The organism is Pontibacter ummariensis (assembly GCF_900188175.1).
Lineage (GTDB): Bacteria > Bacteroidota > Bacteroidia > Cytophagales > Hymenobacteraceae > Pontibacter > Pontibacter ummariensis.
On record NZ_FZOQ01000006.1, the window covers coordinates 31,696 to 58,428 of the forward strand.

At 51.3% G+C, this 26,733-nt stretch carries 19 protein-coding genes; 16 read left to right on the plus strand and 3 right to left on the minus strand.

What is annotated here, in order from left to right; all coding sequences use genetic code 11:
* The first annotated feature begins 45 nt into the window (after positions 1–45).
* The 14 genes from CHB92_RS08120 (at position 46) to CHB92_RS08185 (ending at position 22,236) form a co-directional block, all read left to right on the plus strand.
* The gene (locus CHB92_RS08120) at positions 46–1,971 is read left to right on the plus strand and encodes a DUF294 nucleotidyltransferase-like domain-containing protein (protein WP_089318697.1); all 1,926 of its coding nucleotides are present in this window, start codon (positions 46–48) and stop codon (positions 1,969–1,971) included.
* 237 nt (positions 1,972–2,208) lie between these two features.
* A complete protein-coding gene (locus CHB92_RS08125; protein WP_089318698.1) occupies positions 2,209–2,766 on the plus strand; it encodes an NUDIX domain-containing protein in 558 nt (185 codons plus the stop codon).
* A gap of 106 nt (positions 2,767–2,872) precedes the next feature.
* The gene (locus tag CHB92_RS08130) at positions 2,873–3,679 is read left to right on the plus strand and encodes a lysophospholipid acyltransferase family protein (RefSeq protein ID WP_245842383.1); all 807 of its coding nucleotides are present in this window, start codon (positions 2,873–2,875) and stop codon (positions 3,677–3,679) included.
* Positions 3,621–3,908, plus strand: a complete 288-nt coding sequence (gene gatC, locus CHB92_RS08135) for an Asp-tRNA(Asn)/Glu-tRNA(Gln) amidotransferase subunit GatC (protein ID WP_089318699.1) — start codon at positions 3,621–3,623, stop codon at positions 3,906–3,908. The genes CHB92_RS08130 and gatC overlap by 59 nt, the downstream gene beginning before the upstream one ends.
* A gap of 15 nt (positions 3,909–3,923) precedes the next feature.
* Positions 3,924–6,968 carry a tetratricopeptide repeat protein gene (locus CHB92_RS08140; RefSeq protein WP_089318700.1) on the plus strand — a complete coding sequence of 1,015 codons (3,045 nt, stop codon included), beginning with the start codon at positions 3,924–3,926 and terminating at the stop codon, positions 6,966–6,968.
* Between the two features lie 10 nt (positions 6,969–6,978).
* Complete coding sequence (locus CHB92_RS08145) at positions 6,979–7,704, plus strand: ABC transporter ATP-binding protein (RefSeq protein ID WP_089318891.1); 726 nt, start codon at positions 6,979–6,981, stop codon at positions 7,702–7,704.
* An 11-nt stretch (positions 7,705–7,715) separates the two neighbouring features.
* On the plus strand, positions 7,716–8,264 hold the full coding sequence (locus tag CHB92_RS08150) for a cob(I)yrinic acid a,c-diamide adenosyltransferase (protein WP_089318701.1): 549 nt from the start codon (positions 7,716–7,718) through the stop codon (positions 8,262–8,264).
* 41 nt (positions 8,265–8,305) lie between these two features.
* Positions 8,306–9,382 carry a branched-chain amino acid aminotransferase gene (locus CHB92_RS08155; protein WP_089318702.1) on the plus strand — a complete coding sequence of 359 codons (1,077 nt, stop codon included), beginning with the start codon at positions 8,306–8,308 and terminating at the stop codon, positions 9,380–9,382.
* Between the two features lie 101 nt (positions 9,383–9,483).
* Positions 9,484–10,561, plus strand: a protein-coding gene (prfB, locus tag CHB92_RS08160) for a peptide chain release factor 2 (protein WP_106219087.1) whose coding sequence is annotated in 2 segments (ribosomal slippage) — positions 9,484–9,543 and positions 9,545–10,561 — 1,077 coding nt in all. Because the reading frame shifts where the segments join, the coding sequence is not laid out codon by codon here.
* A gap of 970 nt (positions 10,562–11,531) precedes the next feature.
* Positions 11,532–14,693, plus strand: a complete 3,162-nt coding sequence (locus tag CHB92_RS08165) for a SusC/RagA family TonB-linked outer membrane protein (RefSeq protein WP_089318703.1) — start codon at positions 11,532–11,534, stop codon at positions 14,691–14,693.
* 18 nt (positions 14,694–14,711) lie between these two features.
* Complete coding sequence (locus CHB92_RS08170) at positions 14,712–16,181, plus strand: RagB/SusD family nutrient uptake outer membrane protein (protein WP_089318704.1); 1,470 nt, start codon at positions 14,712–14,714, stop codon at positions 16,179–16,181.
* A gap of 558 nt (positions 16,182–16,739) precedes the next feature.
* Positions 16,740–19,904 carry a SusC/RagA family TonB-linked outer membrane protein gene (locus CHB92_RS08175; RefSeq protein ID WP_179222988.1) on the plus strand — a complete coding sequence of 1,055 codons (3,165 nt, stop codon included), beginning with the start codon at positions 16,740–16,742 and terminating at the stop codon, positions 19,902–19,904.
* 18 nt (positions 19,905–19,922) lie between these two features.
* Complete coding sequence (locus CHB92_RS08180) at positions 19,923–21,413, plus strand: SusD/RagB family nutrient-binding outer membrane lipoprotein (RefSeq protein WP_089318706.1); 1,491 nt, start codon at positions 19,923–19,925, stop codon at positions 21,411–21,413.
* 220 nt (positions 21,414–21,633) lie between these two features.
* Positions 21,634–22,236, plus strand: coding sequence for a ribonuclease HII (locus CHB92_RS08185; protein WP_089318707.1), 603 nt, complete (start codon positions 21,634–21,636; stop codon positions 22,234–22,236).
* Positions 22,237–22,254: 18 nt separating this feature from the next.
* On the opposite strand, the gene CHB92_RS08190 is transcribed toward CHB92_RS08185, so the two are convergent.
* Positions 22,255–22,689, minus strand: a complete 435-nt coding sequence (locus CHB92_RS08190; RefSeq protein ID WP_089318708.1) for a response regulator — start codon at positions 22,687–22,689, stop codon at positions 22,255–22,257.
* A 36-nt stretch (positions 22,690–22,725) separates the two neighbouring features.
* Complete coding sequence (locus CHB92_RS08195) at positions 22,726–24,213, minus strand: sensor histidine kinase (RefSeq protein ID WP_089318709.1); 1,488 nt, start codon at positions 24,211–24,213, stop codon at positions 22,726–22,728.
* 220 nt (positions 24,214–24,433) lie between these two features.
* On the opposite strand from CHB92_RS08195, the gene gcvT reads away from it, so the two are divergent.
* Both gcvT and CHB92_RS08205 read left to right on the plus strand, forming a co-directional pair.
* Positions 24,434–25,522 (plus strand): glycine cleavage system aminomethyltransferase GcvT, encoded by a 1,089-nt coding sequence (gene gcvT, locus CHB92_RS08200; RefSeq protein ID WP_089318710.1) that lies wholly within the window; start codon positions 24,434–24,436, stop codon positions 25,520–25,522.
* Between the two features lie 88 nt (positions 25,523–25,610).
* A complete protein-coding gene (locus tag CHB92_RS08205) occupies positions 25,611–26,336 on the plus strand; it encodes a 2-phosphosulfolactate phosphatase (protein ID WP_089318711.1) in 726 nt (241 codons plus the stop codon).
* A 60-nt stretch (positions 26,337–26,396) separates the two neighbouring features.
* Here the strand turns inward: CHB92_RS08205 and CHB92_RS08210 are convergent, their stop codons facing one another.
* Positions 26,397–26,723 (minus strand): nucleotide pyrophosphohydrolase, encoded by a 327-nt coding sequence (locus CHB92_RS08210; protein WP_089318712.1) that lies wholly within the window; start codon positions 26,721–26,723, stop codon positions 26,397–26,399.
* Positions 26,724–26,733 lie beyond the last annotated feature (10 nt).

Here is a 26,733-nt window from a genome sequence, read left to right on the forward strand (position 1 = left end):
GCACCCTCAAAACCACTACCTTAAACAAGGATAAAACCTGTTGAAATGTCACCTGCCAATGCTACACAAGAGCGCGTACTGGGGTTCCTGAAGCAATACCCACCATTTAACCTGATACCCGAGGAGGAGTTGCGCCAGTTGGCGGAACAGGTAAGAGTACAGGTCCTGGAGCCGGAGCAGGTGCTCTTCCGGCAGGGAGACACACCACACAGCCAGTTTTATGTCGTCCGGCAGGGATCGGTGCGCTTAGAGCAGGGGCCGGAGCATGCGCAGCGTTTAGTGGATATTTGCGATGAAGGCGACGTGTTCGGTGCACGGGCCCTTATCGCCAAAAAAGATTACTCTTCCACTGCTACGGCCGCTGAAGAAACCCTCGTGTATGGAGTCCCGGTCGCCCTGTTCGATCCCATACTGCATCAAAGCCCGGAAGTGGCCTTGTACTTTGCCGCCGGGTTCGCGGCCGGGGCACCCCGGCAGCAGGGTAGCATGCAGGAAACCAAAGAGGCGCGTCGTTTACATCACCACAGCACGCAGCCCCTGCATTTAGAGGATATCCTGCCACTGCCTACGCATCATAACCAAGTGACTTGTGCTGCCCATACCTCCATTCGGCTGGCTGCACAGATCATGAGCGACAAAAACTCCAGCTTTATGCTGGTGGTGGATGAGCAGGAGCACCCTGTCGGTATATTGACGGACTCAGACCTGCGCAAGCGCGTCGTGGCGGGGCACCTGAGTGTAGATGACGCTGTAACGGAAGTGATGTCTGCACCGGTAGTCACCATAGCGCCTAATCCCCGACTGGCAGAGGCTCTTCTGCTGATGATGCGCCACCGTGTCAAGCACCTTTGTGTGACCACCGACGGCTCGGGTAAGACGCCGGTAGAAGGGGTGCTGACTGAGCATCACCTCTTGCTGGCCCAGGGGAACAACCCGGCTGTAATAGTGCAGGAAATCCGACAAACGCCAAACGTAGAGAACTTACCTTCCATTCGTAACCGGGCCGAGGAACTTCTGCAGAAATACCTGGAGCAGGACGTAAGCATTGCTTTTGTGGCCAACGTTATGACCGAGATAAACGATGCCTTGGTGGTACGGGCGTTGCAGCATGCCGAAAAGGTGCTGGGTGAGCCTCCGCTGCGCTATTGCTGGCTCTCCATCGGGAGCGAAGGCCGCGAAGAGCAGTTGCTGCGCACCGACCAGGATAATGCGCTGGTGTTTGAGGATACCCATACAGGCAAGGAGCAGGAGGCACAGGCATATTTTGTAGAGCTGGCCAGGCTGGTGAATGAGGTGTTGGCGAAGTGTGGCTTTGAGAAGTGCCCGGCCAACATGATGGCAGGCAACCCCAGGTGGTGCCAGCCCCTGCAGGTCTGGAAGGGGTACTTTCATGACTGGATCCTCGAGCCCACGGAGGAGGCCCTGCTGAATGCCAGCATCTTTTTCGACTATCGGCCAGTGTATGGTGAGTTCAGTCTGGCCGAACAGCTGACGGCGTATATTTACCGGTACATACAGCAGGAGCACATCTTTCTGCCTTACCTGGCCAAGCACGCGTTGCAAAGCCCGCCACCCCTCAGCTTCTTTCGCAACTTTGTTGTGGAACGCGGCGGGGAGCACAAAGACCGGTTCGACATAAAGCTCCGTGCCATGGCCCCACTCGTGGACGCTGCCCGGGTGCTAGCGCTGGAAAACCGCATGACTGGGGAAAACAATACCTTTAAGCGCTTTGCAAAGCTGGCAACCTTAGAGCCGCAGAATGCAAGCCTTTACAAAGAGGCCGCCCTGGCCTACGAGATCATGATGCGGCACCGTGCCCTGAGCGGCCTGCAAAACCACGACTCCGGGCGCTACATCAACCCTGCGCAACTCAGCAAGCTGGAACGGCAGACGCTCCGGAATACCTTCAGGCCAATCAGCGACGTGCAGGAACTGCTGCAGGTGCGCTTTCAACTGAACTACCTGGGCTGATGAGTTGGTGGAGATAACTTCTGCCAGCCAAGCCGCAGGCGAATTCCGGTGCTCCTGCTTTCTCATATACCTTTGAAGAGCGTATGAACAACAGGTTGCTTCTGCTCAGGCTGCTAACATAAGCCAGAAAAAGAGAGACAGAAACGGTAAGGCAGTTGCCCTCGTAATCCGGGAGGTGCAAGCTTAAAGCTTTGCGTGCACTAAAACCCTATCTTTGCAAAAGAACAAGAACAAGCTATGCCAGACGAACAACATAACCCCTGGACCACCCTTTCCTCCAAAGACATTTATCAAAATCCCTGGATCAGGGTGCGCGAAGACCAGGTGCTGAACCCGAAAGGGGGAGAGGGCATCTACGGAGTCGTGAGCATGAGGAACAAGGCGATCGGTATCATCCCCATAGATGATGAAGGTTATACCTACCTGATCGGGCAGTACCGTTATCCCTTAAACGAGTACAGTTGGGAGATACCCATGGGCGGAGGGCCCATGGAGGATGATATCCTGGACTCCGCCAAGCGGGAGCTGAAGGAGGAAACAGGCTTTACCGCTGCTAAATGGACGAATATCTGCCGCTTGCACACCTCCAACTCCGTTACCGACGAGGAAGGCTTTGTTTTCCTGGCACAGGAACTAACTTCCGGGGAAACAGCTTTTGAGGAAACAGAGGAGCTGCACATCAAACGGGTGCCCTTTGAGGAAGCCGTGCGCATGGCGATGAATAACGAAATAACAGATGCGATCAGCGTGGCCGGTATCCTGAAGGCAGCCCTGCTACTTCGGCGAGAGGCTTAACGAAATGGCCGGTATACCAGTATGGCTGGCCCAGCGTTATAAGAGGAGCCGGATGTGCCAGCGCTTCGCTGTTGTACAATAATGTAGAATGCTTACATTTGGAAGTATGAAAGCCATTAAATATTTATCACATCGAATTTACACAACCTGGTGCGTTACCTGGTTTGTGGTGCCGTTTGTGGTAACGTATCCCTTGCAGGCTTTTTTATCCAGAAAAGAGAAGTGGTACCGGCATGTGCATAACATCAACAGGGCCTGGTCTACTGTCTTTTTACGGATGTTCCTCGCCCCGCTGATCGTGGAGTGGCGCATGAGGTTTGACCGAAAGCAGCTCTATGTTTTCACGCCTAACCACAGCTCTTACCTGGATATTCCGATGTTGCTGCATACCATTCCCGGATTTCTTAACTTTGTGGGCAAAAGCTCCTTGGCGAAAGTGCCGCTCTGGGGAGAGGTATACAGCAAGCTTTACATTCCCGTGGACCGCCGGAACCCGGTGAGCAGTGCCCGAAGCTACATCCGCTCAAAGAAAACGTTGGAGCAGGGGCGCAACCTGGTTATCTTTCCGGAAGGCACCATTCCCAAAACGGCGGGAGTGAAGATGCTCCCCTTTAAGGACGGGCCGTTTAAGATCGCCATCGAAATGCAGGTGCCCGTTGTGCCGGTTACCATGCCGTATAACCAGCACTTCCTGCCCGACCTGGATGGGAAGCTGAAGGTGCGCTGGCATCCGCTCAAGATCGTGGTGCACGAGCCGATCGATACAAAGGGCATGACCCTGGCAGACTTGCCGGAGCTAAAAGAGAGAGTATTTAATATTATACAAACAGAAATAACGAAACACAGTAAGACATATGTCAACGGATATCCAGACTATCAAGAAAATAGCGCATTTAGCGAGGCTAGAATTTAACGAGGAGAAAGCGCAGGAAATGCTGCAGGACCTGAACAAGATCCTGAACTGGATGGATCAGCTACGCGAGCTGGACACAGAGAACGTAGAGCCGCTGATCCATATGTCGGAGGAGGTGAATGTGCTGCGCGAGGATGTGGCTGTAAATACTGTATCGCATGAGGAGGCCCTGCTGAATGCGCCTAAAAAAGACTCGGACTATTTCCGTGTACCAAAAGTACTGGAGTAATCCGTAGACTACTTTATGAATAAAATCAAATTTTGGAAAGGCTGGGATACTGACACAAGGTATCCCTATCTTTTTTTACTCCTGCTGAGTGTCGTGGCCCTGCTTGCTGGCGTGTACCACTACTTTACAGGAGAAAGCAGTGTGTTCGGGTGGGACAAGCTGACGGACCTGCAGGTAGTGCCGGTGCCGGTGCATGAGGTAACGCGCCTGCTGGAACCCTTTACGCTTACCGCCAACGGCTACCTGATCTTTGAGCAGTACGACGTGGCCCTGCCCACGGTCAACACCACGGCCGCCATGCTGTTGCTGGGTATTCTGGCCATATGCGTTGCCTTTTATACGGCTGCGATCAGCGCAATGAAGCGGCTACCCTACTTTGGAGGCGTGCTGTTGCTGATGCTTTTTCTGGCCACCTTTAATTTCGACCTGCTGGATGTTTTCGGGGGCGGTGCCAGCCAGACGGCCTTGCTGCTCAGCATTGCCCTGCTGGCAGTTACCAGTTACGCCTTTCAGGCCTTCTGGCCGGGTACGCCCTTTGCCATACGCGTCGTAGCCATGCTGGGGGTGATGGTCGTGCTGGGCTTCCTGATCTACAGCGAAGCGGAGTTCCCCCCTGAACTAGTTACCCTGCACCTGGTAAGCTACAGCAGTATCGGTACCCTGGTCGCCACTGTTCTGTTTATGCTGTGGGTGTCTTATGAGAACGTGAATGCCCTTGTGTGGATCAATACACAGGGCAAGACGCCAGAGCGGCGCTTTAGCCTGTGGCAGTTTATGCTGATCAGCGTACTGTACCTGCTCAGCCTGTTGCTCTTGTACTTGCGCCATGTAGGCTACCTGAAGGCTGATGACCTGTTTTACCTCAACGGGTACTTTATCCTGTTGCTGTCTACGCTGACTGGTTTTTGGGGCATGCGGCAGCGGGAGGCTTACTATAAGAACCTGTTTCATTTCCGCCCGACAGGGGCGGTGCTGTACCTGGTGTTTGCCACCATCACCTTCCTGAGCATTGGCTATGCTTTCGCCACTGCCAACGATTCCCTTACCGTACTGTATCACGACCTGATTGTGTACACCCATCTGGCTTTTGGCTTTGGGTTCTTCCTGTACGTGATGGTTAACTTTGGCAGGCTGATGGAGGAGCGCTTGCCCGTGTACAAGGTGGTGTATGAGCCGAAGAAGCTTTCTCTCTTTTCTTTTCTGCTGATAAGCATGGCCCTGTGCGCCATTCTGGTGATGCGGACGCAGTACCGCTCTTACTTCTATGCGCAGGCGGGCTATTACAATTACCTCGGCGACCTGTATACGGCTTCAGGGAATGAGATCCTGGCGGAGCGCTTTTTTGAGGAGAGCGATCTTTACGATGCTAACAATGTGAAGGCTAATTACAGCCTGGCCTCGATGCACCGGGAGGCGCAGGAGCGGAATGAGGAGGTTCTCCGGCTGAAGGAGGCCCTGGAGAAGCGGCCGAACCCGAAGCTGTACGTGCGCCTGGCTAACCTTTACAACGAGAAGGAGTACTTCTTTGAGAAGCTCTACGTGCTGCAGCAGGGGGCTGAGGAGTTCCCGGAGAGTGCCGAGATCTATAACAACCTGGCACTGCTTTATTCCCAAACCAGTGTGCAGGACAGCACAGCGTATTACTTTAACCTGGCAGAGCGGTTTGCCTCTGACGAGGACTTTGTACACAGTAACCAACTGGCTTTCTATACCCGACAGGCGATGCTGGATCCGGCACGGGCCGTGCTGGAGGAGAGCCGGAAGGGCAAGTACAAGACCCTGCGCAGCAACATGGCCGCCCTCAGGCAATTGCTGGGGCAGGACCCGGAGAGTAAGGAGGCCTTTATACCCGACTCGCTGGAGGCGGTGGAGGACTTTACCCTCTTCTATAACCAGACCATAAGCCGGCTGAACGAAGGGGACACTAGCCGGCTGCAAGCGATAAACAATTACCTGGCCACTCCGGGAAACCAGCTGTTCTTCGAGGACCTGCTTTACCTCAAAGGCTTGGTGCACCATTACAACGGCCTCCCAAAAGAGGGGAGGCGCCTGGTTGAGAACCTGGCCCTGCAGTCGGAAAGTAACAGCGGCTATTACTATAACGCCTTAGGGCAGTGGATGCTGGAAGAGCAGAACTACAAGGCTGCCGCCGCTTACTTTAAGCAAGCCAAAGACCATGGTTATGCGCAGGCCTACCTCTCGCATGGCTACGCCCTGGCGTTGGCAAACCAGCCGGAAGAAGCCGTGCAGGCACTGGAGGAGGTGGCTTTTGCAGAGAATGAAGCGGCGACGGCGGTGGCCCAGGACCTTGCTGCGCTTTTACAGCAGGAGGTGGACTCGGTTATAGCACAGGCCCCGGACAAGGACAAGGTACAGTACCTGCTTACCTACCTGCCGGAACTGAGCAGGCGGGAGGTGGATGCCCTGGTAGAGGCCGTCGGGGAGAAAGACCTGAAACGAAGGGCGCTGGTGGCCCGGGTAAATTACCTGATGGGGCAGAAGAAGTGGCGGACCGCTTACTTTGCTATAAAGGAAACAGCTACGCAACTACAACCGGAAGGGGAGTTGCGCTCCCAACTAAACCTGCAGCAGCTCAGGCTCTGGCTGTACACCAAGAACTACGATGCCCTCCTTGACCGGATGGACCGGCTGTACTTTACCGCCCGGGACGAGCGCCAGAAGCTGTACTTTAAAGCGCGTATTGCGGAAGTGAAAGGACGTACAGAAGAGGCAGCCGCCCGTTACGAGCAGGCCCTGAAGATGCTGTTGTATGATGAAGAGGTAGTGCTGGCAGCGGCAAATTTCTTTAACAAGTATCAGCCGAAGGAAGAGACCGCTTATAACATTTTGCTGAGCGGCATTACCTACAACCCTTTCGCTGCGGAGCTTTACAAGGCTTATGCCCTGGAAAGCCTGGATCAGGGGCTTTATAGCTATGCAGAGCAGGCGCAGGAAACGCTTAGCAACTTGCTTCCTGCGGCAGAATACAGTACATTTATAGAGACGTTAGACCAAAAACGCCAGGAAATCGAGGCGCGTGCTGAAAACTGGCAACTATGAAAAAAAGCATATGAGCAGCACCATCATCGAAACAAACGATATCTCAAAGGTGTACCGCATGGGCGCAGAGACGATCCACGCCCTGAAATCGGTATCCATCAAAATAAACAAAGGGGAGTACGTGGCGTTCATGGGGCCTTCCGGCTCTGGAAAGTCAACCTTTATGAACATTATCGGATGCCTCGACACACCCACAGGCGGTACGTACGTCCTCAACGGGCAGGATGTGAGTAACATGACCGATAACGAGCTGGCCGAGGTGCGTAACAAAGAGATTGGCTTCGTGTTTCAGACTTTCAACCTGCTGCCCCGCCAGAGCTCTCTGGAGAATGTGGCCTTGCCACTCATTTATGCCGGCTATAACAAGAGCAGGAGAGAGGAGAAGGCGCAGAAAGCACTGGAGAGCGTAGGACTGGGTACACGTGGCAAGCATAAGCCGAATGAGCTATCCGGTGGCCAGCGCCAGCGTGTGGCCATTGCCCGTGCCCTGATCAACGACCCCAGCATTATACTGGCCGACGAACCTACCGGTAACCTCGATACCAAGACCTCTTATGAGATTATGGAGCTGTTCGAGAACCTGCATGCCAAGGGCAACACGATCATCATGGTCACACACGAGGAGGACATCGCCCGGTATGCGCACCGGATTGTTCGGCTGCGCGACGGGCTGGTAGAGTCTGACCTGGTGAATGAGGATGTGATCACAGCTGCCCGCCTACAGACAGAACAATAGCAGTAAACTCCATGAAGATATACACAAAGACCGGCGACAAGGGAACAACCTCTCTTATTGGTGGTACACGGGTGGTGAAGTCCCACTTGCGCATTGAGGCCTATGGAACCGTGGACGAGTTAAACTCTTACATTGGGCTTGTGCGCGACCAGGAGGTAAACAAAGGGCGGCTGGATATTTTGAAAGAGATACAGGACCGCCTCTTCACCATTGGTGCTCTGTTGGCCACAGACCCCGAGAAGTCTAAGATGAAAACGCCGGACCTGCATGAGGAGGACATCAGCTTACTGGAGCAGGAGATAGACAAGATGATGGCCGAGGTGCCCCCGCTGCGCGCCTTTGTGCTACCGGGAGGGCACCAGTCTGTATCATTTTGCCATGTTGCCCGCTGCGTGTGCCGCAGGGCAGAGCGCCTGGCAATCAGCCTGCAGGAGATTTCCGAGGTCGAGGACCTGGTGATAAAGTACCTGAACAGGCTGTCGGACTATCTTTTTGCGCTTTGCCGTAAAATGACCCATGAACTACAGGCCGAAGAGATAACCTGGAAGCCAAGGGTTTAGGAACGCTACAGAATACCCTATCAGAAATAAATAAATTTACTATGTCAGTTGATACTCTAACTATACCTACACAGCGTGTGCAACAGTCACGCCTTGCTGAAGTGGACTTCAGTAACATTGAGTTTGGCAAAGTCTTCTCAGACCACATGTTGGTGGTCGACTATAAAGACGGTGCCTGGCAAACGCCGCAGATCATGCCTTATGGCGATATGTCCTTAAGTCCTGCTACCTCGGCCCTGCATTATGGCCAGTCTATCTTTGAGGGGATGAAGGCCTACCGTGACAGCAAGAACGGCGACGTGTTGCTGTTCCGCCCGCTGGATAACCTGAAAAGGCTGAACCTGTCGGCAGAGCGCATGTGCATGCCGGATGTGCCGGAGGATATATTCATGCAAGGGCTGGAGCAGCTGTTGCGCCTGGATGCTGCCTGGGTTCCATCCGCACCGGGAAGCGCCCTGTATCTGCGTCCCTTCATGTTCGCCACCGATGACTTTATTGGCGTCCGTCCGTCGGCTACGTACCGTTTCATCGTTTTCACCTGTCCGGTAGGCGCTTATTATAATCATCCGGTAAGAGCAGCCATCGAGCCAAACTATGCGCGTGCCGCTGAGGGAGGAACAGGCTTCGCGAAAACAGCCGGTAACTATGGCGCTGCCATGATGCCAGCCCGCAAAATGCAGGAGAAAGGCTTCCACCAGCTCATTTGGACGGATGCCCGCGAGCACAAGTACATAGAAGAAGCGGGTACCATGAACATCATGTTCCTGATCGATAACAAGATCATCACTCCGGCTGTTAGCACCACTATCCTGAACGGCATTACACGTAACAGTGTGCTGCGCCTGGCCCGTGACTTAGGCTATACCGTGGAAGAGCGTAGAGTCTCTGTAGAGGAAGTAATCGAGGCGCAGGATGCTGGCAAGCTGAAGGAGGCCTTCGGGGTAGGCACCGCTGCTACTGTGGCACAGATTGCCGTTATCCATTACAACGGTACAGATTATGAGTTGCCGCCGGTGGAGGGACGTGATGTATCGAACAAAATTGCGGCAGAATTAGACAAGATCAAAACTGGCCAGGTAGAGGACCAGTACGGCTGGACGTATAGAATCAGCCTGTAAGCGGCTAAAGGAGTACAGAATGCTGAAGTATAAGCTAGTGTGGTTTGTGCTTCAGCATTTTCTTATTTAGGAGCAAGACAAACGAATTATACACAACACGCATGACAACAGAGCAAGTAAAAGAGTTAAAGGCCAGAGTAGAGGCCTTGAGGAGGTATCTTTGACTACGATGCCAGAAAAGAGCAGATAGCGGAAACAGAGAAGCAGACCACCGCCCCCGACTTTTGGGATGACCCGAAGGAAGCCGAAAAGATCCTCAAAGAGATTAAGGCGGTAAAGGTGTGGACAGACCACTATGAAGAGGTGGAGAAAGCCGTGTCTGACTTTGAGGTGCTGTTCGACTTTTACAAAGAGGGGGACGTGTCGGAAGAAGACATCCGGCAGGAACATGGGAAAGCTGAGCAGGCTGTAGAAGGGCTGGAGTTTAAGCGGATGCTGAGCGGCGAGGAAGACCAACTGAGCGCCATTGTCGAAATTAACCCAGGGGCAGGCGGCACCGAGAGCCAGGACTGGGCCGAGATGCTCATGCGCATGTACATCATGTGGGCCGAGTCGCACAACTTTGGGGTAAAGCAGCTGAACTACAATGCCGGAGAAGGGGCTGGTATAAAATCCGCCACTTTAGAGATTACCGGAGACTTCGCCTACGGCTACCTGAAGTCCGAGATCGGGGTGCACCGCCTGGTGCGTATCTCGCCCTTTGACTCCGGTGGCCGTCGCCATACGTCCTTTGCCTCGGTTTTTGCCTACCCGGTTGTGGATGACACCATCAACATCGAGATTAACATGGGCGACATAGAGTGGGATACCTTCCGCTCGGGTGGTGCCGGCGGGCAGAACGTAAACAAAGTGGAGACGGCGGTACGCCTGAAGCACAAGCCGACAGGTATTGTGATCGAGTGCCAGATTGAGCGTTCACAGCTCATGAACAAAGAACACGCCCTGCGCATGCTCAAGTCCAGGTTGTACCAGATGGAGATAGAGAAGCGCAACGAAGAGCGTGACCGCATCGAGAGTACGAAGAAGCGGATCGATTTCGGCTCACAAATACGGAACTACGTGCTGCACCCTTACAAGCTGATTAAAGACATCCGCACAGGCGTGGAGCGTACCGACGTGCAAAACGTGCTGGATGGAGACCTGGATGAATATATCAAGGCTTATCTGATGCAGGCGTAAACATCACGATCTGATGAATAAAACGAGCAAGGCCAGTGTTAATAACACTGGCCTTGCTCGTTTTATAAGCTTGTTCCTGTACAAAAGGATAAGATAGTGTTGGGAGACTACAATAAAGGAAACTTGCTTCTAAGAGGTTGTTAGAATAGTCCAAACAGGTAAGTGTTTGCTTACTTTTGTTGTATTGACAATATTTTATTATATAGTCTGTTAATTTGATATAATGTTAAAAATATGTCTTTTATTTTGTTTAGTAATTAAAAATTAAGCCATAATTTTGATTTAATGCCAATGTGTTGTTAACCTTGTGATAGGAATATAGTAGGATAAAGAGCGAAGCTTTTGGTGTTAGCAGAGAATCCTGGTTTCCTAACTAGAACTAGAGCACAATTATGGTATAACCAGATGGTGTTGTACTTTCAGGTAGTGCCGTATTAGGGGGGTAATTTGCACTGAGAATGCCTTCCGGTAAAAAGAAACCGGTGACAGCGCTGGATATAAAGAGAGCGAGGAACTGATATCTGTGCAGCTAGCGCCCAAAGGGCCATAGTTGGTGCTGGCCTGCTGCGGGGGTAAGAGGTTGAGCTGTATAATGTTTAACCATAGATATTCGCTATGCATAATATTTTTCATTGCCTATTGCTTTTGAATTTTCCGCACCATATTATTGGGAAAGTTTAGGAGCAGGGGCGCTAAATTTGACAGAAAGCTTAACGCCAAGTTCCTATTCCCACTCGCAGTTCCAACCTGCTGTGTCTGTTGTAGAGCGCATCAATTTGGAATAACCCCATACACAAACTTATAGACTTAACACTGCTGGCTCCCTTTTTAAGGCTGCCCAGACCCCACAGTGTACAATTTTAAGCACTCAAAAAAAGTGTTCATGGCCTTACTATGCCTTAACTAAAAATATTACAAACAATTTATCTAACCTTTTAACTACTTATTCACCTTTATTACAAACACTCACATGAGAAAACTACTATTGATGAGTTTTGCATTGGTGCTAACGCTGCTGCAGCAGGCCTACGCCCAGAGCAAAACCGTGTCTGGTACGGTAACGGACCAGAACACATCGCAAGTACTGCCGGGGGTGGCAGTTATCGTGAAAGGGACAACAGTGGGTACAACAACTGGCGCAGACGGTACATATTCCATCAGTGTGCCTGCTAGTGGAAACACCTTAGTCTTCCGCTTTATTGGTTACCAGGTAACCGAACGCGCTATTGGGAATGCCAGCACGATCAATGTTGGACTAGCTGTAGATAACAAACAGCTGGAAGAGGTTGTGGTGGTAGGTTATGGTACACAAAGTAAGCAGGAATTTACTGGTTCTGCCGCCTCTGTTTCCGGGGACAAGTTAAAGGAAATGCCTGTGCAAAGCTTTGATCAGGCTTTAGGTGGTAGAGCTGCCGGTGTTAACATTGTACAGCCTAACGGTGTGCTTAACAACCCACCGGTCATACGCATCCGCGGTACAAACTCCATTTCATTAAGCTCTTTCCCGTTGGTAGTGGTAGATGGTATTGCTATTAATACAGGAGATAATTCTGCCACATCAGCGGCAAGCAACGCCCTGGGCGATATCAACCCTGCTGACATTGAGTCCATTGACATTCTCAAAGATGCTGCCTCTACAGCCATCTATGGATCAAGAGCGGCTGGTGGTGTACTGCTTATTACAACTAAGAAAGGTAAATCTGGCAAGCCAAGAGTAAATTACGAAGGCTGGGCAGGTACTACAAAAGCAGTGAGGCTTCCGGAGCTTCTTAATGCGGAGCAGTATATGATGATCAAGAACGAAGCAGTTCTGAACCAGAAGATCCTGAGTGGTAAAGGAGACGACGAGAAAGTAGCCTCGGCCCTGTTCTTCCCTTCTTACAATGAGGATGGCTCTTTAGTAGACACAGACTGGTACAAGGAGGTATACCGTCAGGCATATTCTCAAAGCCATAACTTAAGCGTGTCTGGTGGTACTGATGCTACGACATACTTTTTCTCTGCCGGACTTACAGACCAGGACGGCTTTATTAAAGGAAATAACTTTCAGCGAAAGACAGTTCGTTTTAACATCGATCATAAGCTGACGGACTGGCTGAAGCTGAAAGCGGGCGCAAACTACGTGAACAGCTTTAACTCCGCACCAAACACAGGCTCTGTTCCGGGCACATCCTTCAACACGAGTGGCCTTGGTCGTTTAGCGATTGTAACGGCGCCAAACGTTGCTCCTCGAAATCCTGACGGGTCTTACAACATCCGCCCTGATAATACCATGGGTAGAGGAAACAACCTGACGCAGTCTGGCTTCACTAACCCGCTTCCGCTCCTTGACCTCAGCTCATTTACTTCTGAAACAGACCGTATATTCGGTACTTTCGGAGCCAATGTGCAGATAGTGAAAGGCGTAGACTTTAACACGTCCTACTCCATGGACAGAACAAGCGTGGAGGGCATCTCTTTCCAGAACCCATTGCACGGTGACGGATTTACGAACAAGGGTAACGCAACTAACACTTTCCAGCGCCTAGACAACTGGAACTGGATCAATACCTTGTCTATGCAAAAGACTGTTGCCAATGACCACAACCTGTCTTTGTTGGTAGGTTCTGACATTCAGGCTTTTGAGAACAAGGGATGGGGCGCTAACAGGTTTGGTGTGGCTGATAACTTCTTTAACGAGTATCAGGGTAACTTTACCAACATAGCTCCTTCAAACAACTTCTATACTGAGAGAGCCTTTGTGTCTGCTTTCTCTCGCTTTAGCTACGATTTTGCGAAGCGTTACTTCCTGACTGTCAACTTCCGTAGAGACGGTAACTCCGCTCTGGCTGCAGAAAACAAGTGGGGTAACTTTGGTGGTGTGTCTGGTGGATGGGCACTTTCAGAAGAAGGCTTCTACAAAGGATCTGGCTTATCTAACGTAGCAAACAACGTGAAGCTAAGAGCCAGCTGGGGTAAAGTAGGTAACGGTAACCTGCCAACAGCCTACGGTTCTTTGTTCCTGTACGGATCAGGCCTGTATGCTGACATGCCTACATTGGTATTCAGCCAGGCAGGTAACTCAGAGTTAGCTTGGGAAACCAGTACGCAGACAAACATCGGGGTTGACCTAGGCTTCCTGAATGACCGTATCCAGTTCGAAGCCACTTACTTTAACAATGATGTAAATAACCTGATTCTAAACGCGCCCCAGTCACCTTCAAAGGGTATTCCTGATAACACTATCCTAAAGAACGTGGGCTCTATGTATAACCGAGGCCTGGAGTTTGCGATCAACGCTACCCCAATCGATAACGGCAGATTCACCTGGAGCACAAACCTTAACTTCACTTCTATTAAGAACGAGGTAACGGCACTTTCCGACGGTAACGCAGATATCTTCGGCTTTACAGGTGGTCTGGAAATGACAAACGTCACGCGTGTTGGGCATTCAGTAGGTAGCATTTATGGTGTTAAAACTGCGGGGGTTAACCCAGACAACGGACAGCGTATCTTTATCAACAAAGAAGGCAAAGAAGTACAGTACAACCATGCTGCCCCAGCTTCGCAGCGCTGGACTTACCTGGACGGTACTACTGCCCCTGCTATTACGGCTGCTGCTGACGGACAGATTCTTGGTAACGCCTTGCCTACCTGGTATGGTGGTTTCCAGAACACCTTTAAGTATGGTAACATCGACCTTGGCCTGAACTTTACTTACTCTGGCGGCAACTACATCTACAACGGTACAAAAGCAGGCTTGCGCGATCAGCGCTTCTGGAACAACCACACGGATGTGCTTGACAGATGGACCCCAGAGAACAAGAGCACAGCTTTCCCGAGTGTAGTATTTGGTGATAACGTGTCTAACGGTTCAGCTCTTGTAATTTCTGAGAACGTAGAGAAGGCGGACTTTCTGAAGCTGCAGACAGCTACACTGGGTTACAGAATACCAGCGGCACTTGTGAGTAAAGCAGGAATCAGCTCTGTAAGAATTTACGCTCAGGTATTCAATGCCTTTGTATTGACAGAATACACTGGCGCTGACCCTGAGATTTCAACCAATGGTAACTCAAATATTACCCCAGGTGTAGAGCGTAACTCTGTACCGCAGGGCAGAACATTCACAATGGGTGTAAACGTTGGCTTCTAACATTTTAAATTAAGGAAAATGAAAAGTTTAAATATAACCTTACGCAAGCGTTATCTGTTGAGAATGGCTTTTCTTGCTTTGCCATTCACGTTTGCAGCTTGCGATACAGATGAACTGTTAAACCCGGTTCCGGAAACCTCTATCTCAGACAAGAACGCTTTTGACACTCCGGATAGAATACAAGGGCAGATAAATGGTTTGTATGACGCCTTAAAAAGCGGCCAGTTCTTCGGAGGCAGACTCATCGTTTACAACGAGATCAGAGGAGAAGAGTACATCAACCGACTGACGAATGGCGTTACGGGCTTACAGACCTGGCAGCAAAACGTACAGTCAGGCACTAACGAGGTGCAGAACCTGTGGGGAGCCGCTTATGCCTCTATTAACCGCATTAACGTGTTCTTGCAAGGGCTGGAGGACAACAAGTCTAAGATTGATCCGACGCTTTACACCCAGTACCAGGCAGAGGCCAAGTTTCTGAGGGCACTGTCTTACCACAGCCTGGTAACGCTTTACGCAAAGCCCTTTAATGCTGATAACGGGGCCTCGCCTGGCCTGCCACTGCGTTTGATTTCTGAGACTTCTACAGCAAACAACGATCTGGCTCGCAGCACTGTAGCGCAGGTTTACGCGCAAATTCTTAAGGACCTGAATGAGGCAGAGGGTGGTCTGCCAGCATCTTATGCATCAGCAGTGCTCAACACAACCAGAGCACACAAGAACACGGCTATTGCCCTAAAGACCAGGGTATACCTGCACATGGGCAATTATGCGAAGGTAGTGGAAGAAGCACAGAAGATTGTTTCAGCAGCGGCTCCTTTCACCGCAACTACTGGTGTTGCGCATGCCTTACAGGCTGACGTAGCAGTTCCATTCGCTAACTACACGACAACGGAATCTGTATTCTCTATGCCTATGTCTGATCTGGATGCCCCAGGGCTTCAAAATCAGTTAGGGTACTACTTTAACGCGGCACCAACTGGTAACGGGGAGTACTATCTAAACAGTGCAGGTATTGTGGGCGATGCAAGTTGGTCAGCCACAGATGCCAGAAGAGTAAACTTTATTGTAGCTGCTGGTGGTAACCAGTACCTCAAAAAGTATAACAAGCCGGCTCCTTTTACAGATTATGTTCCTGTGATACGTTATGCGGAGGTGTTGCTAAATTATGCAGAGGCAGCAGCCAGAACAAACGATCTTGCTAAAGCAACTGATCTGCTTTCAGCTGTCAGGAAACGCTCTGACGCGAGCTATACTTTCCCTGCTGAGTCTGTGAGCACACAGCCGGCGCTGGTAAGCACAATTCTTAAAGAAAGAAGAATTGAGTTACTGGGAGAGGGCTTCCGCTCCATGGACATCATGAGAACGCTTCAGACTTTCCCTGAAAAGACAGGTAGCGGCTTAAATGCTCCGGCAGTTGCTCCAAGCTCTACCGACTATGTGTGGCCGATGCCTAACTCGGAGATAGCGACAAACAAATTGCTGTAAGCTACCTTTTTAAATTTAACCAAAGCCCGCCGTCGTAAGATGGCGGGCTTTTTTGCTTTTAAGGTATTAGGTTTCTCTGTTATCTGTCTGGTTAATAGGGTGCTGTGCCCTGAACAGGAAACGCCTCGCTGAGAACAGCCAAGGCAAAAAAGCAGCAAACGTATGCTGTAGCGTGTGGCAACGTGCAATGGGGCCTGAACGGACAACTGATGTTATAACAAACTTTTTTATGGGCTCCCTTGCTTTTATATTTTCATATCTATATACTTGGACGTCGATTAGGAGCGAGGGCAACCAGGGTGGTAGGAAATTCGGGTTCGTCGTTGCTTTGCTGCTACTCTCTCTTCATTTCAGGTGATATGCCGTTGTAGGGTGTATCTCGTTGGGATAACTTCTTTTTATTTGATCATGGGCGAGCACGCGGGCGCCGTTTTCGGTGTGTCCTGTATTTGTTATGTCCAATTTTTGGCACCTGAGAATGGTGCTACAGGCCTTTTTGTGCCTATACGCGAGCTTTTTATCTACTTTATTCTAACCAATTTAACCATTAAAACTCAGATGAGAAAACTACTACTACTGAGTTTTGCCTTGGTGCTTACGCTTCTACAACAAGCGTATGCCCAAAGCAAAACGATCTCTGGTACGGTAACGGACCAGAGCACATCCCAGGGGCTGCCAGGGGTGGCAGTCATTTTAAAGGGGACCACAGTTGGTACTACCACGGGAGTCGACGGTACTTATTCTATTAGCGTACCGGCCAATGGCGGGACCCTGATCTACCGTTTTGTCGGCTACAACGTGGTAGAGCGTACGATCGGTAACGCGGGCACAGTGAACGTGGCCCTGTCGTTAGACACGAAGCAGTTAAGCGAAGTGGTGGTGACAGCCGTTGGTATCGAGCGTAAGCCAAAGACGATCGGCTATGCCATCGCCGAAGTGAAGGCCGACGAGATCACACAGGGCCGTTCTACCCAGGTACTGGGTGCTTTGCAAGGTAAAGTGGCCGGTGTGCAGATCAACAAGTCAGGCGGCGGCGTGAACAGTTCTACGCGCGTTACGCTTCGTGGTCAGCGCTCCTTCAACGGCGAGAACCAGCCGCTGTTTGTTGTAGACGGTATTCCAATCGATAACTCCAGCATCCAGCCTTCTTCTACATCTGGTAGCCAGGTGGACGTGGGTAACCGCGTAAACGACATCAACCCGGATGACATCGAGTCTATGACCGTACTGAAAGGCCCAAGCGCGGCTGCTCTTTATGGCTCGCGTGCCTCTAACGGTGCCATCATCATCACAACCAAGTCTGGTAAAAACGCCGCTGCGCGCGGCAAGAAAGCAGAAGTTACGTTCAACACTTCTTACGTGCTGGATAACGTAATGAAACTGCCTGATTTCCAGAACGAGTTCGGCTCAGGCTATGACCTGGACACCTATGTGCCGTACGAAAACACGAACTGGGGGCCAAAATTTGACGGGCAGCTGCGTCCGGTAGGTCCTGTATTGGCAGACGGAAGCCAGCTAATGCTGCCTTACACGGCTAAGCCAGACAACGTGAAAGACTTTTTTGAGACGGGTACTACATTCCAGAACTCTGTATCGCTGGCTGGTGGTAACGAGAAGTCTAACTTCTACCTTTCTTTCTCTGACGTAGATCAGAAAGGTGTTATCCCAAGCGATGAGTTCGGAAGAAACACCGTGAAAATTACCGGTGGAACCAAGCTGTCGAACAACATCACCGCGAATGCTTCCTTGAGCTACAACAAGAACGTGACAAACGTGTCTTATGGGGGTACAACCGGTAGAACAGGCGTGTACAATGCCGTGCTGAACGGTGCGCGTATGATCGACCTGGCTGACTACAAAGACTGGAGAAACAACAAGTTCGCTGCGCCTGACGGCTTCTTCTCTGGTTACTATCCTAACCCTTACTGGGTAATCGACAACAACCGTTTCCACAGCAACCTGGACCGTGTAATGGGTAACCTGGCTGTTACTTACGATCCGCTGGACTGGTTGAGCTTTACTTACCGGTTGGGTACAGACGTGTCTACTGACAGAAGAAAGCAGACCTTTGCGCAGGTAGATTACAATGGTGTGGACCCGAACGGCGAAGAGTACGACCGTCCTTCTGACTTCCCGGGCGCGGTGACCGAGACAGATATCTTTATCCGTGAGATCACTTCTGACGCTCTTGTAACTGCCAAGAAAAACCTGACAGATGACCTTAACCTGCAGGTGATTGTTGGCCAGAACATCAGACAGCGCGACACCAGACAACTGAGCGCTACGGCCAACGCCCTGTCTATTCCTGACTTCTACAACATCGGTAACCGAGTAGGGGAGGTAAGTGCGTCTGAGGAGTCGTTCAAGCGACGCATCTATGGCGTGTTTGGGGATATTACCTTGGGTTACAGAGACTACCTGTTCCTGAACGTGACAGGCCGAAACGACTGGTCTTCTACCTTGTCTGATGAGAACAACTCTTACTTCTACCCAAGCACCAGCTTAGGCTTTGTGTTTACAGAGGCTGTACCTGCTCTTAAAGACAACAACGTACTGTCTTATGGTAAACTGAGAGCCAGCTACGCCAAAGTAGGTAATGATGCCGATCCCTATACGCTGCAGCCTATCTTTAGCGTGGGTACCGGTTTCCCTTATGGCTCTTTAACCTCTTACACGGTAGATAACACTGTGTACAACCCGAACCTGACACCAGAGTTCACAACCTCATACGAAGTAGGGGCTGAGCTGTCTTTCTTCAATAACCTGGTGACCCTGGATGCGACCGTGTATAAGACGCTGAGCACAAACAATATCGTGAAGATAGCTACCTCGCCTTCTTCGGGCTACACAGGTGCTTATGTAAATGCGGGAGAGATCAGCAACAAGGGTATCGAACTGGCCCTGAATGCAACACCTGTAAGAACAATGGGTGGTTTCAGATGGGACATCGGAGTTAACTACTCTAAAAACAACAGCATCGTGGAGAGCCTGTACGGCGATTCGAAAGAGCTTGCCTTTGGTACTGGTGGTGCCGTTCCTACGGCCATCGTGGGCGAGTCTTTCCCTGTGTTGAAAGGAACTGCCTTGCTGCGCGACCCAGAAGGCCGTGTGATTATTGATCCGGCCACAGGTTATCCGAAGAGAGATCCTGAACTGAAGATCCTGGGTAAGATTAACCCGGATTATATCGTGGGTATCAACAACACCTTCTCTTATAAAGGACTGTCTCTCTCTACTGTTTGGGATATCCGCCAGGGAATGTCTATCTACTCTGGTACTAAGAACACCCTGGTGTTTACTGGCTCTTCAAAAGAAACGGCGCAGTACGGCCGTCAGCCTTTTGTGTACCCTAACTCTGTTGTGGAGACGTCTCCGGGCGTGTTTAAGCCGAACACAGACATCAAGACAAAAGACGGCGGCTTTGACTACTGGTATGGGCAGTACAACGCAGTGGCAGAAAACAACGTGATCGATGCTTCTTACGTGAAGCTGCGCGAGGCTGCCCTTACGTACAACCTGCCAACTTCTCTCATCGCGAAGACGCCTTTTGGCAGAGCGACAGTGGCTTTTGTTGGCCGTAACCTGTTGTTGTTCGTGCCGGAGGAAAACGAGTTCATCGACCCAGAGGCAAGCATCTTCGGTACAAGCAACTCACAGGGCCGTGAGTACAACACGACACCGTCTACCAGATCTTACGGTGTAAACTTATCAGTAACTTTCTAATTAATAAGACTAGTCATTATGAAGCTATTTAGATATAGTAAATATATGCTGGGGCTTGGCCTGTTGCTTGCAACAACGGCCTGTGAGGACAACTTCCTGGACGTTAACACCAACCCCAACAACTCAACAGTTTCTACCGCCAAACTTACCCTGCCAAGTGCCATGCGCGCCACAGCCACAGAGGTAGGAGAGGACCTTAACATCCTGGGTAACCTGTGGGTGGGCAACTGGGCGCAGGCCTCGGATTACCTGTGGTACGTGTCGGAGGAGCAGTACAACTTAACTGCTAACTCCTACAACGATACCTGGACCAACCTTTATGCAGGCAGCCTGAGAGACCTGCAGTACGTTGAGAAACAGGCGAAAGAGAGCGGTAACAAGAACTACGTGGCTATTGCCAAAATCCTGCAGGCCTATAACTACCAACTGCTGGCGGACCTGTGGGGAGACGTTCCGGTGAAAAGTGCCCTGCAAGGCACGGATGAGATCTCTCCAGCCTACGACTCGGCCGAGGAGGTATACAAGACTGTGATCACTTTGCTGGATGAGGGAATTGCCTCGCTGGACGTGGCGGCTGCAAAGCCCGGGGCGGAGGACATTATCTTTAAAGGGAACATGGCGCAGTGGAAGAAATTCGCCAATACCCTGAAGCTGCGCGTGTACATGCGCCAGAGCATCGCCAAGCCAAGCGTAGCAGAGGCTGGCATCAAGGCCATGGCAGGTGCTGAGTTCCTGGCAGCTGGCGAAGAGGTAGCTGTGAACCCTGGCTTTAACAACTCAAGCGGCAAAACTAACCCGCTGGTAGCGAACATTGGTTACAACACAACGGGTTCTGTTACTTCTGGTAACAGAGCCACCCGTGCCAACGAGTTTGCGATCGAGTTCCTGAAAACCACCAGCGACCCACGGGTAGAAAGACTGTACACCCGCGTTTCGGCAACGGCTGCTCATAATGCCGGCCAGTTAAAGGGTATCAGAAACGGGGTATCGCCAGGTGACGACAACAAGTCCTCAGTGGTGTCTGGTGTTGGTAAAGCCATCATCAAACCCTTCGCAGAGGCGGGGTATGCCCAGCCAATTTACCTGATGACTTCTTCTGAAAGCCTGTTCCTGCAGGCAGAGGCCGTACAGCGCGGTTATCTTATAGGTGATGCAAAAGCCCTGTACGAAGCTGGTGTGAAAGCGTCCTTTACCTTGTTGGGAGCTACCGGCGCGGATGCCTACCTGGAGCAGGATATGAACCTGGTGGGCTGGGAGGCTTCTGCAAACAAAGTAGAGGCCATCATTACCCAAAAGTGGATCGCTTTGAACGGAATTAACGGTATCGAAGCGTGGAACGAGTTCCGTAGAACAGGTTATCCTGCTGGTAACCCGCTTTCACTGACGGCAGTTACCCCGAAGTTCCCTGTGCGCATCCCTTATGTGCAGACGGAACTTGCCTCTAATGCTACAAACGTGCCGAAGCTGGCGAATATCTTTGACCAAAGAATTTTCTGGGATGTTGATTAATTAATACCTGGTAATGCAGAAAAAGGCGGCCTTGGGGTCGCCTTTTTTTATTTGAGGCACCTCTGCTGAGGTGCAGGTTATTGGGCATCAAGTGCAGGGTGAAGGGGCATGGAGAACGAAGAAAAACAGAACCCGATCCGATCGCTTTTTGTTAAGAAAAAGCTCATCCGTCGTTTGGCCAGTGGGCTTTTATCTTTATACTTGTATCAAACACGAGCATATGCTTTTATCAAACCACAGCGGATATTTGCTGGAGGCAGGCGTAGATGAGGTAGGGCGAGGCTGCCTGGCCGGGCCCGTAGTGGCCGCTGCCGTTGTGCTACCAGCAGATTATCGCCATGGCTTACTAAATGACTCCAAGAAACTGACCAGGGCACAGCGCGAACTGCTACGGGAGGACATTTTCAAAGATGCGGTGGCCTGGGCCATAGGAGAGGCTAGCCCTGCCGAGATAGACAGTGTCAATATTCTTAATGCGACCTACCTGGCGATGCACCGGGCCTTGGACCTGTTGCAAAAGCAGCCCGAGTACCTGCTGGTGGATGGGAACAGGTTTAAACCTTACAGGGACCTGCCTTATGCCTGCATGGTGAAGGGGGACGGGCGTTATCTTTCCATAGCGGCGGCCTCTGTACTGGCTAAAACGTATCGCGATGACCTGATGGGCAAGCTGGGGCTGGATTACCCGCACTACGGCTGGGAGAACAATGCGGGCTACCCCACCAAACAGCACCGGGAAGGCATTATGCAGCACGGCGTTACGGCCCATCACCGGCAGTCCTTCACGCTGCTGCCGGAACAACTCGACCTGGTTGTTTCGTAGCCTGCCCCTGTCTATTCCCTATTTTAATTTTATCAGGTCCAGAAAGAGGCTGAAGCTATCCAGGGAGGAGTGGCTTCGCTCGAAGCTGTCGAAGGAGAGGGGCTTTACAATATAGCCCGACACGTTCAGGCGCTGCGCAGCCAGCCGGTCTGTGTCTTCGTTAGAGGTAGTCATAATAAAGACGGGGATATGGCTGAACTCCGGGTCCCGCCGCAATTCGGCCAGGAACTCCATGCCATTCATTTTGGGCATGTTTATGTCCAGCAGGATCACGCTTGGAACAGGTGATATTTTAGGCACCCCCTCCCCGCGGAGCATGTCCAGGGCCTCCCTTCCGTTGCGCGCTACATGCAAGGGATACTCTACGCTGATCTTTCCAAGCTCCCGCTCCACGTTCATAATATCCAGGTAGTCGTCCTCCACTAAAAGGATATTAACTTTCTTCTCACTCATTATTATAGGTGCTTCTGGTTCTATTAAATCTAAAAATTAGGCCAGCTCTTCTTCTGCTTCTTCTGTTTTTGGCCAGGTAAAGGTAAAGGTTGCTCCCTGACCCGGCTGCGAAGTAAGCAGAACAGTGCCTCCCTGCCATTCCACTATTTTCTTTACGATGGTAAGGCCTACACCGGTACTCTCCACCGCATCACGTTCCTGCAGCGTCTGGAAGATCACAAAGATCCTGTCGTGGTACTCCGGGGCGATGCCGGGGCCATCATCGGTTACAGAAAAGACATGAAACTTCTCCGTTTCGTGGTACCGCACTGTAATCAGCCCGGTGTCCCTGTCGTGGTATTTAATGGCATTGCTGATCAGGTTGCTGAAGACCTGTTGCAGCTGTATACGGATGGTGTGCAGGGTAGGGAGGTTCTTTTGTATGTCAATAACGAAGCCTGGCGGAGGGGAGAGCAGCTCTACTATTTCACTCAGGAGCTTGTTTACGTCTACGTCTTCCGCTATCTGGTTTGAACGCCCGATGCGGGCAAGGGCCAGAATACCGTTGATCAGGTTTTCCATGCGGGTTACGCGCACCCGCATCATATGCAGGTATTCCTGCACCTTTGGCGGCAACTGGCTGCCCATGTCTTCCTCCACCCACCGCGAGGCTACCTCTATGCCCCTTAAGGGGGCTTTCAGGTCATGCGACACAACGTAGGCAAACTGGTCCAGTTCTTTGTTCTTGCGGTCCAGTTCTGTAAAGGTCTCGTCGATGGTGGTCGACATCCTGTTAAGGGAGGCGGAGAGCTTGCTCAGCTCATCCCCCGAAGTGTCGATGATCTGTGTTTTGTAGTCGCCCTGCGAGATCTGTTCTGCCAGCGTTACCATTTTAACAATGCGCTTGGTAATAACGCGGGTAATGTAATAGGCCCAGCTTAAGCCTAGTATAACCGACAGAATGGTCAGGAAGGTGGACACCTGGCGGGTGGTGGCAATACTGCTGGTCAGGCGGTTGCGGCGATCTTCCCGTATCTGGTACTCAATGGTGTTAAACTCCCGAAACGATGCTCGGATAGAGTCCATAAGCACTTTCTCCCCCAGTATCATGCTGTCAATCTTTACTTCGAACTCGGGGTCGTCCAGGACCTTGTCTGCTTGCTTCATGCCGATGAGCGGCTCTGCGTAAACCTCCTGCCAGCGGTTCTGAAGCTGAATGATCTCATTGATCTTCTGCGTCTGTCCTTCTGTGCCCTGTACAAGGGCCCCTGTTTCTTTAAACAGCCGGGGGAGTTGCACTTTCGCTAGCACGTAGGGCTCCAGAAAAGCTTTGTTCCCATTTAACAGGAAGCCCCGCAGGCCTGTCTCCATGTCTACCACGCTGCGTTGCAGGGCTACGGAGTTCCGGATCACGACCTGCGAACGGGACACCCATTGGGAGTTTTTGATCACGTCCTCAGAGAGTTGGTAGTTCACGATGGCGACGGCCGTGAATAACACCAAAACCAGCACGAATCCGGCGAAAAGCTTTACAGATAGTTTCATGGGGAGACTTGTCTGATACAGAAGCGCGTGTCCTTGCCTAAGGCCATGTTCTGAGAAGACTTTAGGTTACGCGACACGACAAGCATCCGCAAGATAAGAGGAATGCCTTAAAAAGAAAGCCCCCGAGCAAGACCGGGTGCCGGCAGGAGAAGGCATTTTATTTCGGTAGCGCCCTAATTTTACTTAAATTTGCCACGAACCACAGAACAGCATAACGAGAATGGAATTAAAGAAAATTGCCCTGAATGATGTACACGAGGCCCTTGGCGCGAAAATGGTGCCTTTTGCCGGTTACAACATGCCTGTACGCTATTCATCAGATATAGAAGAGCATAATACGGTGCGTAATGCCGTGGGTATTTTTGACGTGTCGCACATGGGCGAGTTTATGGTGCGAGGGCCTAAAGCCCTGGACCTGATCCAGCGGGTTACCTCTAACGATGCCTCTAAACTGGCAGACGGCAAGGTGCAGTACTCCTGCCTGCCAAACGAAGAGGGCGGTATTGTGGATGACCTGTTGGTGTACCGTTTGAGAGAGGAAGAGTACATGCTGGTGGTAAATGCTTCGAACATCGACAAAGACTGGGCCTGGATAAGCAAGTACAATACCGCAGGTGTGGAGATGGAGAACGTTTCGGATGAGGTGTCGCTGTTCGCAGTGCAGGGACCCAAAGCGGCAGAGGCCTTACAGGCGCTTACCGCAATCGACCTTCCCAACATGACTTACTATACCTTCGGGAAAGGGGAGTTTGCAGGCGTGCAGGATGTGATTGTGTCAGCTACCGGTTATACCGGAGCAGGCGGCTTTGAGATCTACGTGAAGAACGAGGATGCGAAGCAGGTGTTCAATGCGATTATGGATGCAGGCAAAGAGTACGGCATCAAACCGATCGGCTTGGGCGCACGTGATACCCTGCGCCTGGAAATGGGCTTCTGCCTTTACGGGAATGATATAAACGATACGACCTCTCCATTGGAGGCTGGTCTGGGTTGGATCACCAAGTTCGATAAGGACTTTACGAATGCAGATAACCTGAAAGCGCAGAAAGAGGCCGGCGTTAGCCGCAAGTTAGTCGGGTTTGAGATGCTGGAGCGGGCCATCCCAAGAGCACATTACGAGATCGTAAATGCCGAAGGCGAGAAAATAGGGGAGGTAACCTCCGGTACCATGTCGCCTTCACTGAGCAAAGGCATTGGCATGGGCTATGTCTCTAAAGAGTATAGCAAGGCCGGCACCGAGTTGTTTATCCGCGTGCGCAACAAAGACATGAAGGCACAGGTGGTAAAACTGCCTTTTTATAAGAAGTAAAACTAACCAGAAAGACACAGGGAACGCTGAGGCCAAGTGCGAAAGCTACTCCCTGTGTCTTTTGTTTTTTATTCATCATAAGAACACTATGGCAAGTATAGATGTGTGTTATAGCCCGGAGCTGTTGCACTTGTATGATTTGAAGGGGAAGGCGGTGGTAGCCGTGGACATACTACGGGCCACTTCCACAATGGTAACAGCTTTTGCACATGGTGCTGCCAATATTTTCCCGGTGATGCAGCTGGAGGAGTGCCGTGCCTTTGCAGCGCAGGGCTGCCTGACAGCCGCCGAGCGGAATGGCATTAAGGCCGAAGGCTTTGACCTGGGCAACTCTCCTTTTGCTTATATGGATGGTCAGGTGACAGGGCGTACGATTGCCATCACGACCACGAACGGTACCAGAGCCATCCGCATGTCGGAGGGGGCTGAGGAAATCGTGATAGGGGCCTTCCTGAACCTGGAGGCGGTGGCCAGCCACCTGGCCGCGTTGCAGCTGGATGTGCTGGTGGTTTGTGCCGGGTGGAAAGGGATGTTTAACCTGGAGGATACCCTCTATGCCGGAGCCCTGGCAGAGCGTTTGCAGGGGCAGTTCTCCTTTGAAAACGATGCCACACTCGCGGCATTGTGCCTGTACCAGTCCGCTAAAGCTGACCTGGGTAACTTTTTAAGGCAGTCTTCGCACGTGCGGCGACTCGAGAACCTGGAGATCCATCAAGACGTTGAGTTTTGCCTGCAGCACAACGTGTACGAGGCCTTGCCTGTGTGGCGCCAGGACAGGCTGGTAGACCTGAACGCGACTGCTGTAGAGCAGTAAGCCGTCACAAGAAATAAACTGAACGGGGTAGTGCTTTACTAAAGCACTACCCCGTTCAGTTTATTTCAGCTTCTCGTTTTGTTTATGGCGGTTGCTGTCGCGGCTGGTCTTCTTGTCAAGGTTTTTTCGCAGTGCCTCCGTTAGGTCAATGCCGGTCTGGTTGGCCAGGCAGATAAGCACAAACAGCACGTCGGCCAGTTCATCGGATAGCTGTTTCCCTTCGTCACTTTTCTTAAAAGACTGCTCACCGTACTGCCTTGAGATGATACGGGCTACTTCGCCTACCTCTTCCGTTAATATGGCCATGTTGGTGAGTTCATTAAAGTAGCGCACCCCGTTTTCTTTGATCCATTTGTCTACCAGTGCCTGTGCTTCGCCTATCGTCATGTTCGTGTAA